The sequence below is a fragment of the Streptomyces sp. NBC_00443 genome (assembly GCF_036014175.1).
In the GTDB taxonomy this organism is placed as follows: domain Bacteria; phylum Actinomycetota; class Actinomycetes; order Streptomycetales; family Streptomycetaceae; genus Streptomyces.
In genome coordinates, this window is record NZ_CP107917.1 from 4,367,655 (window position 1) to 4,379,117 (window position 11,463).

The 11,463-nt window shown below is 73.2% G+C and carries 12 protein-coding genes and 1 pseudogene; 5 read left to right on the top strand and 8 right to left on the bottom strand.

Annotated features, from left to right (window positions below):
- Positions 1 to 43: 43 nt before the first annotated feature.
- Positions 44 to 1,288, bottom strand: a complete 1,245-nt coding sequence (locus OHO27_RS19525; RefSeq protein WP_328425646.1) for an AAA family ATPase — start codon at positions 1,286 to 1,288, stop codon at positions 44 to 46.
- A 103-nt stretch (positions 1,289 to 1,391) separates the two neighbouring features.
- Positions 1,392 to 2,816: a hypothetical protein gene (locus tag OHO27_RS19530; protein ID WP_328425648.1), complete on the bottom strand. Its 1,425-nt coding sequence runs from the start codon at positions 2,814 to 2,816 to the stop codon at positions 1,392 to 1,394.
- A 203-nt stretch (positions 2,817 to 3,019) separates the two neighbouring features.
- Between OHO27_RS19530 and OHO27_RS19535 the strand changes: the two genes are divergently transcribed.
- The 3 genes from OHO27_RS19535 to OHO27_RS19545 are packed head-to-tail and all read left to right on the top strand — an operon-like array spanning position 3,020 to position 4,660.
- A complete protein-coding gene (locus tag OHO27_RS19535; RefSeq protein WP_328425649.1) occupies positions 3,020 to 3,979 on the top strand; it encodes an expansin EXLX1 family cellulose-binding protein in 960 nt (319 codons plus the stop codon).
- Positions 3,980 to 3,998: 19 nt separating this feature from the next.
- Positions 3,999 to 4,223 carry a cold-shock protein gene (locus OHO27_RS19540; protein WP_328425651.1) on the top strand — a complete coding sequence of 75 codons (225 nt, stop codon included), beginning with the start codon at positions 3,999 to 4,001 and terminating at the stop codon, positions 4,221 to 4,223.
- Between the two features lie 56 nt (positions 4,224 to 4,279).
- Positions 4,280 to 4,660 carry a hypothetical protein gene (locus OHO27_RS19545; protein WP_328425653.1) on the top strand — a complete coding sequence of 127 codons (381 nt, stop codon included), beginning with the start codon at positions 4,280 to 4,282 and terminating at the stop codon, positions 4,658 to 4,660.
- A gap of 92 nt (positions 4,661 to 4,752) precedes the next feature.
- Here OHO27_RS19545 and OHO27_RS19550 read toward each other — a convergent pair whose 3' ends face one another.
- From OHO27_RS19550 to OHO27_RS19560, 3 genes are all read right to left on the bottom strand, one after another.
- Complete coding sequence (locus OHO27_RS19550) at positions 4,753 to 5,244, bottom strand: RNA polymerase sigma factor (RefSeq protein WP_328425655.1); 492 nt, start codon at positions 5,242 to 5,244, stop codon at positions 4,753 to 4,755.
- Positions 5,245 to 5,359: 115 nt separating this feature from the next.
- Positions 5,360 to 6,004, bottom strand: a complete 645-nt coding sequence (locus tag OHO27_RS19555; RefSeq protein ID WP_328425657.1) for a class F sortase — start codon at positions 6,002 to 6,004, stop codon at positions 5,360 to 5,362.
- Positions 6,001 to 6,411 carry a sortase-dependent protein gene (locus OHO27_RS19560; RefSeq protein WP_328425659.1) on the bottom strand — a complete coding sequence of 137 codons (411 nt, stop codon included), beginning with the start codon at positions 6,409 to 6,411 and terminating at the stop codon, positions 6,001 to 6,003. Before OHO27_RS19560 ends, OHO27_RS19555 begins: the two co-directional genes overlap by 4 nt.
- Positions 6,412 to 6,547: 136 nt before the next feature.
- Here OHO27_RS19560 and OHO27_RS19565 point away from each other — a divergent pair, with 136 nt between their 5' ends.
- Positions 6,548 to 6,967, top strand: coding sequence for a DUF6153 family protein (locus tag OHO27_RS19565; RefSeq protein ID WP_328425661.1), 420 nt, complete (start codon positions 6,548 to 6,550; stop codon positions 6,965 to 6,967).
- Positions 6,968 to 7,076: 109 nt separating this feature from the next.
- Positions 7,077 to 7,727, top strand: coding sequence for a DUF305 domain-containing protein (locus tag OHO27_RS19570; RefSeq protein WP_328425663.1), 651 nt, complete (start codon positions 7,077 to 7,079; stop codon positions 7,725 to 7,727).
- 63 nt (positions 7,728 to 7,790) lie between these two features.
- Here OHO27_RS19570 and OHO27_RS19575 read toward each other — a convergent pair whose 3' ends face one another.
- The 3 genes and pseudogenes from OHO27_RS19575 to OHO27_RS19585 all read right to left on the bottom strand — a co-directional run bounded on the left by OHO27_RS19575 (position 7,791) and on the right by OHO27_RS19585 (position 11,146).
- On the bottom strand, positions 7,791 to 9,665 hold the full coding sequence (locus OHO27_RS19575) for a right-handed parallel beta-helix repeat-containing protein (RefSeq protein ID WP_328425665.1): 1,875 nt from the start codon (positions 9,663 to 9,665) through the stop codon (positions 7,791 to 7,793).
- A 138-nt stretch (positions 9,666 to 9,803) separates the two neighbouring features.
- A pseudogene (locus OHO27_RS19580) lies at positions 9,804 to 10,537 on the bottom strand (response regulator transcription factor).
- 102 nt (positions 10,538 to 10,639) lie between these two features.
- Positions 10,640 to 11,146, bottom strand: coding sequence for a MarR family winged helix-turn-helix transcriptional regulator (locus OHO27_RS19585; RefSeq protein WP_328425669.1), 507 nt, complete (start codon positions 11,144 to 11,146; stop codon positions 10,640 to 10,642).
- Between the last annotated feature and the right edge of the window lie 317 nt (positions 11,147 to 11,463).

Genomic DNA, 11,463 nt, shown 5'->3' on the forward strand with positions numbered 1-11,463 from the left:
CGCGGACCCCAGCGCATCCCGGCGCGCCTCCGCCCCACCCCGCTCATCGCCGCCCCGCCTGCGCCGCGACCGCAGCTGTCCGTGCGGCCGTGTGGTCCGCTCGTCGGGACAGGGTCACCACTCCGGCGAGCCGGTCGATGGCGGCCGGTACGTCCCAGTGCTCCTGGCGGAGGGAGGCGAGTGTGGTGGCGGGGACGACGACGAGGTCCGGGGCGCCGGTTTCCACGGCGCGGACCAGGAGAGCCCAGGCCGCGTCCCAGCGGGACTTGTCCGGCTTCCCTCGAACCGCCTCGACCACCCCGTCCAGCGCGGCCTGCCGCAGATCCCCCCGCTCGGGCAGCTCGGCCCCCGCCGGGTCGGCGAGCAACAGCTCGGGGTCCGGCAGATCCATCCGGTCGACGCTCGCCAGCAGTTCGAGCCCCGGCCCGTCCCCCACCGTGCCCCGCACCAGCAGGGAGAGCACCTCCCGCGAGGCCCCCGCCGCGGTGGCGAAGGCGACCAGGCACTGTGTCATCTCCCAGCTCCGGGGCGAGGGCCACGGCCCACCCCGCCGCGCCTCGCCGCTGGGCAGCCGGTGCACCAGCCCCGGCCGCCCGGAGAGCAACCCGCACACGGCGCGCCGGGCGAAGTCCACGGCCCCCGCCAGCTTCTCCGGGTCGAGCCGCGGCAGGGTCGCCCGTGGCCAGGTGCCACCCAGTCCGCGTACGACGACCTCGTGATCGTGGGTCCACTGCAGATGCACGAACCGGTTGGCCAACGGCGCGCTCAGCTCCCACCCGTCCGCCGCCGAGGACCGCGGATTGGCGGCGGCCACGATCCGCACGCCCGGTGGCAGCCGCAACGCCCCGATCCGCCGCTCCAGCACGAGCCGCAGCAGTGCGGCCTGGACAGCCGGCGGCGCGGTCGACAACTCGTCCAGGAACAGCAGCCCCCGCCCGGCCTTCACCAGCCGTACGGCCCAGTCCGGCGGAGCCATCGGCACTCCCTGTTCCGCGGGGTCGTCCCCGACGACGGGCAGCCCCGAGAAGTCGGACGGTTCGTGGACGCTGGCGATCACCGTGGTCAGCGGAAGGTCCAGGGTGTCGGCGAGTTGGGTGAGCGCGGCGGTCTTGCCGATCCCCGGCTCACCCCACAGGAGGACGGGCAGATCGGCGGCGACGGCCAGGGTGAGGGCCTCCAGTTGTACGTCGGGGCGGGGTTCGGTGGTGGTGTCGCGGAGGATGGCCAACAGGTCGGCAGCGACGTCGAGTTGGGACAGGGCGGGCTGGTTCTGGGTGCATGTGGGCATGTGAGGTCACCTGTGGGTCTAGGGAGGGGTGGGCTGGTGTGGCGAGGGTGAGGGGCGGAGCGATGACGCGCTGCGGCCCGGGGAGTTGCCGCGCGGCGCAGGGTCAGCGACGTGCCGCGTGCCGTGGATGCCCGCGCTGCTCACGGGGCCGGCCACGCTCGTCGTACCGGATCCGGCCCGGACCGGGACCGGTCAACCCGGCCCGGAAGAGCCCGTACGTCAGACGCCGACGCGCAGCGGCCTGCAACTCGGCCCGCAACGCACCGTCCCGCAGCACCGCGTCCGGGCCCAGCAGCCCCTCGACGACCGCCAGCGCGCCGGCGGTGTCGCCGTGGCAGAGCCGTTCGCGGACGTCGGGCAGACACTCCGGATGCCGGTGTGCCTCGTCGATGGCCTGGAGACAGGGCAGTGGCGTGCCGGTGAGGGATGCCAGCAGTTCTTCCCGCCGGATCTCTGCGGGGTCGTGGTCCAGCGGAGCAAGTACCCCGTCGACCAGACCGATCCGATGCCGCGCCCCCCGGCACTCGACAAGGCGTGGCTGCCCTGCCCGGTCCGGCGGCGTGGACGGGGACGGCCTGGACGGCGGCGGACGCCCCGGTACGAGGGCTGGGGCGACCAGCGGATGCAGTCGATCGGCGTCCACAGCACCGGCGCGCAGCAACTCCAGGTCGGGCAGCACCCAGGTCGCCGCGTCGGGCAGCACCGGCAGCGCACTGCCACTCCGCCTGGTGGCCGCCGCGATCCGCATCGCCACCGGCCCGGCGCCACCGGCCCGCTCGCCCTCCAGTTCCAGGACCAGCCGATGCCGTCCCCCCAACCGCACGAGCACGGCCCCGACGGACCGCCCCTCGGCGCGAAGCAGCAACCGGGCCTCGTCGGCCCACCGGTCAACGGCACAGCCACGCCCGTACGGCAGAGTCCGGAGCAGATCCGGATCCAGCCCGGGTCGGTCACCGTCGGGCAGCCCCCCTCCGGCCCGGATCCGCAGCTCTGCGACCCGCCGCGCATCCCACAGATGCCGGTGCAGATCGAACCGGAACCGCCGGCTGGGACGCGGATGCGGGTGGGTGCTGTGGGGGTTCGCAGCGCCCTGCCACAACCCGAGGCTGATCCGCTGCCCGGCATCGGCCCAAGCGGGAGGAGTCCGCACGACGAGATGCAGGGGACCTCTGCCACCCCGCCCCCCGCCGCCGTACTTGGCCAGCGCGAGAGTCAGCCCCGGCCGCAACAGCCCGTCGGGCGCGATCCTCGGCATGTGCCAGCGCAGCAGGTCAGGAGCGAGATGCCGTAGATCGCCCCGAAGGCAGGTGGCGGTCTCCCGACCGTGATTCCGCACCACAGAACGCAGATCGAGATCGACATCGACGCCGGCGGCGGCGCAGGCCCCCGCCCAGTCCCCCGCCAGCCGACGGGCGGTCGCGGTCTCGATCATGGAGGCCGGCACGGCGAACTCCCGCACGCGCGGCCAGAAAGAAAGCAAGGAGGGCTCGGAGAGCCGGGTGTTCCCGTTCGCGATCGGAGCGCTCATCAGCACTCACCTTGCGCGGACGGGACCCCCATTCTGTGAACAGAGTGAGTCGTCATCGCGGGCGAGCGTAACGCGGCCCACGCGGAGCCGCGAGGCATTTTCCGCACCGGGGCGGCAACCTTTCCGCTCCCGGCGACCACTGTCCCGTGCACTGCTTCTGTCGATCCACGTGCCGATCCACGTCAGGACGTAAGGACTCATTCGTGGCATCCCCCTCCCACCGCCGCCGGTCCCCCCGCAAGTGGCGCGCGGCCCTGGTCCCAGCCGTGGTCGTGGCGGCCGTCGCGCTCGCCGCATCCCTGCTCATGGCCCTGCGCCCCGACGGGAACCCCACGGCAGCCGATGCCCCGACATCACCTGTCGCCGGCCGTCACTCCAAGGCCCCCCCGACAGCACCGAGCCGTGCACTGAAGCCGACGCCGACCCCGTCCATGCCGTCCCCATCCTCACCGCCCGCCACGACCACCGCACCTACGCGCGCATCCGGCTCAGCTTCAGCCAGGGCGACACCGCAGCCGGCCTCCGCCTCGGCCCCACTGGCGGGACGCATCCGCCCCAGCGTCACCTACGACGGAATCGCCACCTTCTACGACACCGGAAACGGCGACGGTGCCTGCCTGTACGGCCCGACCGACGAGGTCATGACCGCGGCGATGAACCACGCGGACTACGAGACCTCCCAGGCGTGCGGGGCGTACGTACGCGTCAGGGCGTCCGGCGGCGCCTCCGTCACGGTCCGCATCACCAACGAATGCCCTCTGCCCTGCGCCCCCGGCCAACTCGACCTCAGCGCCCAGGCGTTCGCCAAGCTCGCGGCCCCCTCGGCCGGCCGCATCCCGATCACCTGGAGCCTGCTGAGTCCCGGGACGCCCGAGGCGCCCGAGAGCATCTCGATCCGCTACAAGACAGGTTCCAGCAGCCACTGGTGCGGCATCCAGGCGGTGGGCCACCGAAACCCGCTGGCCCGTCTGGAGGTCCGCGACGGGGGAGGCTGGCGGCAGCTCCGGCGCACGGAGTACAACTACTTCCTCTCCGAGCAGGGGCGCGGCTGCGGGGGCGAGTTGAGACTCACCGACCTATACGGGGAGAGGCTGACGCTCGACGGTCTCCCCGTACGCCCGGATGTCCTGCAGCCGACCCGGGTCCAGTTCGCGGCGCACTGACGGCACATAGGCTCGCCCCATGGTGACTGCGACGGTTCGTGAGTGGAGCGACGAGGAAGGGTGGGGCGTGCTCGACTCGCCCGAGACTCCCGGTGGCTGCTTCGGCCACTACTCCGACATCCAGGCGACCGGGTTCCGCACGCTGTCGCCCGGGCAGCAGGTCGACCTCACGTGGGAAGCGCCCGGATTCAAGCAGGACGGCTACGACTACCGCGCGGTGAGCATCGTGCCTCGGACCGCCTGACCCACGCACGCGGCTAACGCCGGGGCGTCCCCGTCACGTTCGCCGTCACGCCGCCCGTGGTCGGGTCCACCGACGCCCCGGCCCCGTCCGACGTCGGCGTCGATGACGGAGCGGCCGGGGGCAGGAGCGAACTGCTGGGCGTGCGGGAGTCGGTGGCCCGGGCGGTCGGGGTGGGCTCGGAGGTCGCGGTTTCGGGTGGCACCGTCGGCGTCGGTGAGCTCGCTCGCGGCGGCGACGGTGACGGGGACGGGGTGGGAGGCGGCGTACGGTCGGTCGCGGGTGGGGGTGCGAGCGGGGGCGCCGGGGAGGGCGGGGCGTCGGAGGTTCCCGAGGTGAGCGGGAGGGCGACCAGGAGCGCCGCGGCGCAGGTCACGGCCGCCCCGATCGACGTACGGACGAGTCGGCGGCGGGTGGCCCGGCGGCGGACGGACTCGTAGCTGCCGGGGGCGGGGCGAGGTAGTCCGTGGCGGGGCGGAGAATCACCGCGAGCGGATCGTCGGGGGACAACTCCGGACCGTCCGCGTCTTCGTCAAAGCGTGTGGTCAAGGCTTCTCCTCAGGTGGACGCGGAGCAGTTCGCGGGCCGCGTGGAGGTCGGCCTTGACGGTTCCTTCCTTCCGTCCGGTCAGCACGGACACCTCCCGGATCGGCATGTCAGCGTAGTAGTGGAGCAGGATCGGGACGCGCAGGCGTTCGGGGAGGGACTGGACCAGCAGGCGTACGGACGGGTCCTCCTGCTCGGTGTGGGGGTTGACCGCGGCTTCCGTCGTGACCCGGCGCATCGCCCGCCGTTCGCGCTCCAGCTTGCGCCAGTGGTCCCGGACCAGGTTCGCCGCGGTGACGTAGAGGAACCCGCGCGGCTCCTCCACCCGGCTCCAGCGTGCCCAGAGGCGGGTGAAGGCCTCCGAGGCGATCTCGTGGGCCGTCTCGTCATCGTCGACGAGACGGCGGCACCAGCCGGCCAGGCGTGGGTAGAGGGCGGCGAACAGCTCGGACGCTGCCGTGTCGCGGGACCGTTTCAACGCTCTCCATGGTCGTGAGGAACTTGCGCGGCACTGAGAGGGATGCCGGGCCGGCGGCGTACGTTCCGTCGGCCCGGCACCGGTTACGTGCCGTTACTGCGGGAGCAGGGTGCGGTCAGGGGGACGTGGAGCTCAGCTCGGCGAAGACGATCACGTTGTCCCGGTACTCGTCGCCGGAGCTCGGGCCGCCGCACGTGATCAGCCGCAGCTCCGGGCGGTCCACGTCGCCGTAGACGTCCTCCGCCGGGAAGTCCGCCTTGGCGACCGTCCGTACGGAGCTCACGGCGAACTCCGCCGATGTGCCGTCCTTCCTGCGCGCCACGATCCGGTCACCCCGGCGCAGCCGCGCCAGGTCCCGGAACACTCCGGCCCCGTAGGAGCCCACCGTGACATGGCCGAGGATGACGGACGGGCCGACCTGGCCCGGCGTCGGCGAGTGCCGGTACCAGCCGGCCCGGTCGTCGGCCGTGATCGGCGGCACCTCCACGGTGCCGTCCTGCGCCAGGCCCAGCCGGACGACCGGGGTGTCGACGTCGATCGCCGGGATCCGGAGCCGGAGCGGGGGTGAACTGCCCAGCGTGCGCGTGGAGTTCGAGGACGCCGAGGAGGACCCGCCCTCCTGCCCCTCCTTGGACGCCTCCGTGTCCCTCCTCCTCCGGGAGCCCGCGGTAGCGCCCTGCTCGGTGCCCTGGCCGCCGCAGCCCACCAGCAGCGACGCCATCGCCGCCGTGGCGAACGCCCGCCTGGACAGCGGCATCATGCCCCCGTGGTCCGGCGACGCCGTACGACGAAGGCCGTCGCGCCCCCGGCGACGAGCACCGCGGCCGCGCCCCCGCCGATCGTCCCGCCCCGTCCCCAGCCGGAGTCCGAAGAGGTCGGCGTCACGCCGGTGTCGGGCGCCCCGGACGGCCTGACGGAGACCTGGCCGCTGTCCCGGGTCGGCGCGGCCGACGGCTCGGAGGTGTCGTCGGCCGGGGGACGGGTCGGCTCGGCGGAGGACGGGGGACGGGTCGGCTCGGCGCTGGGGCTGGGGGCGTCCGTGGCGGCGGAGCTGGCCGTCGGGCTCGGGACCGGGGTCGGGGACGAGCTGTCGGCGAGCGCGGGGGCGGCGGTCGCGAACAGGGCCGCGCAGCTGAGTGCCATGGCGCTGAGGACGGTTCGGCGCATTGAGTCGCTCTCTTTCGTCGGCCCGGCCGGTACTGCCGTACCCGGCGGGCTGGGTGACGGGTCGAGCGAAGAGACGACGGGGCGGCAGGGCGGGTTGTAAAGAGATGGCAAAGCCGTCCGCCGCTACGATGAGGGCGTGACCGCCCGCGCACAGCAACACCGTGCGCTGCGGACCCCGTTGCCGGGGCCGTGGCGCATGCTTCTGCTGCTCGGGCTGCTCGCCGGGCTGTTCGGGATGCACGCGCTCGGCCCCGCCGACGCCGTCCCGGTCTCTTCGCATCACGGGCACGGCGCTCCCGTCATGAGCGCCCACCTGACGGCCGTGACCGACGAGGCCGCGTGCCACGGCCCCGACTCGGGCGGCGGGCACGCCCAGCACGCCGACCCGACCTGCGCGTCGAGTGCCGTCGGTGCGGGCCCCGTGCTGCCGGCCCCCATGCCCGATCCGGCCGGAAGCGCCGTCGCGGCCGACCTCGACGGCCGTTCCGTGGCCGCCGTGCCCGAAGGCGGGCGGGCGCCTCCCTCACTGGCCGAACTGCAGATCCTGCGGACCTAGGACAAGGCCGGGCCGTGCCCCTCACCCACTGAGGGCGTACGGCACTCAGCCATGCCCGTGCCGCGTCCTGAGGGCGCGGCAACTCACGTACACCGCAGGAGTTCTCAGCATGACCAGCACACGTACCGTGGTCCGTCGCGCCGCCCTGGCCGCGTCGGCCGTCACCGCCGCCCTCGTCCTCGCCGCCTGCGCCGGTGGCGACCACGCGGACACCGCATCCGGCACGCACCCGTCGCCCTCGACGAGCGCCGACGCCACCGCCGTGGCGCACAACGCCCAGGACGTCTCCTTCGCGCAGGGCATGATCCCGCACCACCGGCAGGCGGTGGAGATGGCCGGGCTGGCCGCCGACCGCGCCTCCTCGACCCGGGTCAAGGACCTCGCCACACGCATCGAGAAGGCCCAGGCCCCGGAGATCCGGACCATGTCGGGGTGGCTGAAGGCCTGGGGCGAGGACGTGCCCGGCACGGACGCAATGGACCACTCCGGCGGACACGGCGGCGGCTCCAGCACGGCCGGAATGGCCGGAATGATGGACCAGAAGGACATGGACAAGCTGGCGAAGTCCTCCGCCAAGGCCTTCGACTCCCTGTTCCTCACCATGATGGTCGAGCACCACGAGGGCGCGGTGGAGATGGCCGAGGCCGAGAAGGCGAAGGGCAAGTACGCTCCCGCGACCGACCTGGCCGACGACGTCGTCACCGCCCAGACGGCCGAGATCGAGGAGATGAACAAGCTGCTCGGCAAGAGCGCGGGCTGACGCTCCGACAGTCAGGGGCCCGGGCCGCGTGACGTGGCCCGGGCCCCCGCCCTACGCCTTCCTTCACTTCAGGCCCAGGCTCCGCCGGTACGGCTCCCCCGGCCCGGCCCGTTCCACGATCGCGGCGCAGGCGGGACGGGCCGCGCAGTCGGAGGCGGGGTCCTCCGGCGTCAGCAGGGTGTTGTGCGTGAACTGAAGGTTCCTGGGGTCGCCGCAGTCCGGTGCGGGCGGCCAGCCTCCGGGGTAGGACCGGCGGGGCAGCCAGTCGGGGACGGTGTCGTCCCAGAAGTTGCCGTGGAAACGGACGTTCTGGACGGGGCGGTTGCCCCAGTCCTCGCTGCACCCGCCGATCGAGGCGCGGTAACTGTGGACGGCGTTGTCCCGCACGGTGATCCATTTACTGCTGTCGTCGGTGTAGATGCCGACGTTCCACTCGCCGTACGCGCTGTCCGAGACCGCGTTGCCGCTGACGACCGCGCCGTCCGCATACGACGTGCCCTGTTCGCCGCGCAGATAGATGCCGCCGCCGTCGGCCAGGAGCCGGTTGGTCGCGAAGACCCGGTTGCCGACGATGCGGTTGCCGCGGTCCGTGCCCTTCGTTTCCGGTGGCAGGGCTCCCAGCACGACACCCCCGTCCGAGATGTCGGTGAAGACGTTGCCGTCCACCGTGTTGTGCGAGCTGTTCTCGGAGAACTCCAGTCCCTGGGCGCCGAGATGGACGAACCGGTTGCCCTGGAAGGTGATGCGTTCTGCGGTGCGGAAGGCGACGTTCCCGGGCACGGTGAGCAGCCTGATGTCGTCGCCCTTCCCCGGCCGCAGATACATGCTCCACGCGGCCGCGAACCCGGCCGGCTCGCTCGGCGCCGTCCAGCCGGCGTGGGCGAACGTCAGCCCCTTGAAGGCGATGTCGTGCACGGGCCGGCCGGGGCTGCCGGTGCCGCTGACCAGCGTCTGAAGCACGGGAGCCGTCACCTGCGCGCGCCGCATGTCCTCCCCCGCCCTCGGCCGGTACAGCAGCTCGTGGTGGCCGGGACGGGAGCGGTCGAGGTACCAACTCCCCTGCATGTCCAGGAAGTCGGGCGAGTTCTCGACGTCGGACGGCAGGGCGAGCAGGTCCGGCCCGTACAGCTCGTGGGCCATCCGCCAGCACGGCTGGTCCATGGTGATCGTCGACCCGCCACCCGGACCCGTTGTGATGCCCGCGATGCCGCAGCGGCCCTCCAGGTAGTCGAACCGGAACCGCAGCTCCATGTCACGCGGCGCCCGCCAGCTGCGTGGGACGGCGCTCGTGGTCGTGAGGCCGGTCCCGGTCACCTTCAGCTTGCCGGGGATGCCGTCCCCCTGGCTCGCCCGCGCGGCCCGCTTCCCTCCGACGTACAGCTGACGGGTTTCGAGCGTGCCGACGTCCGCCCGCCACACGCCGTGCCGCTGCGGGTCGGGCCGCCATCCGCCGATCTCCCGGCCGCCGCTGACTGTCACGGGCTCCTGCCGCTGCGTGCCGTAGCCGTACGCCTGGTAGACGACGCGGTGACCGCCCCGGCCGGAGTCGCCGGCGGCCTGCGACATCCGCAGCGGAGCCGTCAGCCGGTAGGTGCCGCCGCGCAGGTTCACGATGATGTCCGCGGTCATCCCGGCCGTCCCGGCCCGCACGGCCTGCTGGGCTCGCGCCGGCGTCGCGAACGGCCGCTCGAACGTACCCGGCCACCCGTCGCTCCCCCAGGGCGCCACGTACAGCTGCCGCGTGCTGTGCCGCCCGCTCTCCGAAGCCGAGGCCGACACCGAAGCCGAAGCTGACACCGAAGCGGATGCCGACACCGGGGGACCAGCCGCCCAGGTCGCACCGGCCCCACTGGACACCGCCACCATCAGCGCCGATACGACCGCTCCGAACCGCAGGTCCGCCATGATCCCGCCCTCCCGTTCGCCGGACGTGTCCATGGTCGAGCGGGGACAGCCCGGCCCGCGTCGGCCGATCGTCGCTCGGTGTGCGTCTTTGGTAGCTGTTCCGGACGCCGATGTGCGCACCGGAGTGCGTGCCGGGAGTCCGGGCACGGCGGCCGCATCCCGGCCGCAGCGTCAGCCGGCGGCCCCGAGCCAGTACCCGAAACCCCGGCGCGTGTGGATCAGGGCCGGTTCGCCCGGGTCGCTGTCCACCTTGCGGCGCAGCCGCGAGACGAGCTTCTCGATCGCCTCGTTGGCCCGGAAGTCCCCCCACACATGACCGCTGATCTGCTCCTTCGACAGCACGCACCCGGCGTTGACGAGCAGATGGCTCAGCAGGCGGTACTCGGCGGGCGTGAGGTCGAGGGGGCGGGGGCCGCGACGGGCCCGGCAGGCGGCGTCGTCCAGGACCAGGTCGCCGTAACGGGGCGGGGCCGCCTGCCGGTCGGGGCGCCGGCGGCGCAGCAGGACGTCGACCCGGGCGAGGACCTCGGCGATGCGCAGCGGCTTGGTGACGTAGTCCTTCTCGCCCGGGCCGAGTTCGGGGACGAGGCGGTGCAGGGAGTCGCAGGTGGTGAGGAAGAGCAGCGGGGGGTGGGGCGGGCGGGAGGCGGCGTGGGGGTGTGGGGCGGGTGCGTGAGATGGGAGAGGAGTACGGCGTCCCACACCGCCAGGTCGAAGGGGTGTTCCGTCAGCCGGACCAGGCCCTCGGCGCCGGTGCCCGCGGTGCCGACCCGGTAGCCCGCCAACTCCAGTGTGGTGCTGAGCAGTTCGTTGTCTCCCGGATCGTCGGCGACGACCAGGACCCGCTGTCCGTCCCCGCGGGGCGGGGAGGGTTTCTCCAGCAGGTTCGAGAGGTTCGCTGTCATGGCGACACCCTTCGTGTGAGGCCGGGTGGGGGGTGTGCGGGTTGTGCCAGTTGTGCGGGCTGCACGGGCCGCGCGGGCCGCGCTGTGCGCCGGAACGGATCGTCAGGCCCGCGGTCCGAGGTCGGCCGGCACCTCGGCGCGAGTGACGAAGTCGTCGACCAGGCGGTGGAAGAGCTCGGCCAGCTGCCGCAGGTCCTCGTCGGACCAGCCGGCCAGCGCCAGGCGCATGCCGGCACGGGCCGCCTCCCGGATGCGGTCCACTGCCACCCTGCCCGCGTCGGTGAGCCCGACGCGCTGGGCCCGCCGGTCGTGTGGGTCGGCGGTCCGGATCACATAGCCGGCCCTCTCCAACTGCTGCACCTGACGCGTGACATGGGACGCCTCGACCGCCAGCAGCCCCGCCAGCACGCCGGGCCGCATCGGTGCGGTCTCGGCGAGGCGGCGCAGGATCGCCACGGCGGCCCGGTCCAGGGTCAGGCCCGCCATGGCCATCAGGTACTCGTGCTGTCTCGCCCGGCCCGCCAGGTAGGTGACGCGGGTGAGGCACTTCTCGATCTCCACGATCTCGGCCGGGCCGGGCGACGCTGCTGCGGATGTCGATGCGGGCATGGCCCTACCGTACCCCAATTGATTGCTTGACTTAAGTAACCCGCTATGCTTGCCTAAGTTAAGCAATGAGCCAGCGGCCGGCGAGCCGCGGAGCTCGGGGCCGCCTTGAGCGGAGGACGGCCCCGACGCGCCGACTCCGTGGGGACGGGAACGGCGCGGTCACCGGCCCGGCGGCGGAATTACTCCCGCCGTCCGCCGCCGGGTCCGGTGACACCACACCCACCACGCACCCGTCACCCGCCACACATCCGTCACCCGCGCCGCCCCCGCTCACACCGCGACCGCACCCCGAACTCCGTGACCGGCCCGACCCACTG

Excerpts from the sequence above, each read along its gene's own strand:
- OHO27_RS19575 (WP_328425665.1), bottom strand. The coding sequence starts at position 9,665 with ATGGACACGTCCGGCGAACGGGAGGGCGGGATCATGGCGGACCTGCGG.
- OHO27_RS19585 (WP_328425669.1), bottom strand. The coding sequence starts at position 11,146 with ATGCCCGCATCGACATCCGCAGCAGCGTCGCCCGGCCCGGCCGAGATC.
- OHO27_RS19540 (WP_328425651.1), top strand. The coding sequence starts at position 3,999 with ATGGTGACTGCGACGGTTCGTGAGTGGAGCGACGAGGAAGGGTGGGGC.
- OHO27_RS19570 (WP_328425663.1), top strand. The coding sequence starts at position 7,077 with ATGACCAGCACACGTACCGTGGTCCGTCGCGCCGCCCTGGCCGCGTCG.
- OHO27_RS19530 (WP_328425648.1), bottom strand. The coding sequence starts at position 2,816 with ATGAGCGCTCCGATCGCGAACGGGAACACCCGGCTCTCCGAGCCCTCC.
- OHO27_RS19525 (WP_328425646.1), bottom strand. The coding sequence starts at position 1,288 with ATGCCCACATGCACCCAGAACCAGCCCGCCCTGTCCCAACTCGACGTC.
- OHO27_RS19555 (WP_328425657.1), bottom strand. The coding sequence starts at position 6,004 with ATGATGCCGCTGTCCAGGCGGGCGTTCGCCACGGCGGCGATGGCGTCG.
- OHO27_RS19560 (WP_328425659.1), bottom strand. The coding sequence starts at position 6,411 with ATGCGCCGAACCGTCCTCAGCGCCATGGCACTCAGCTGCGCGGCCCTG.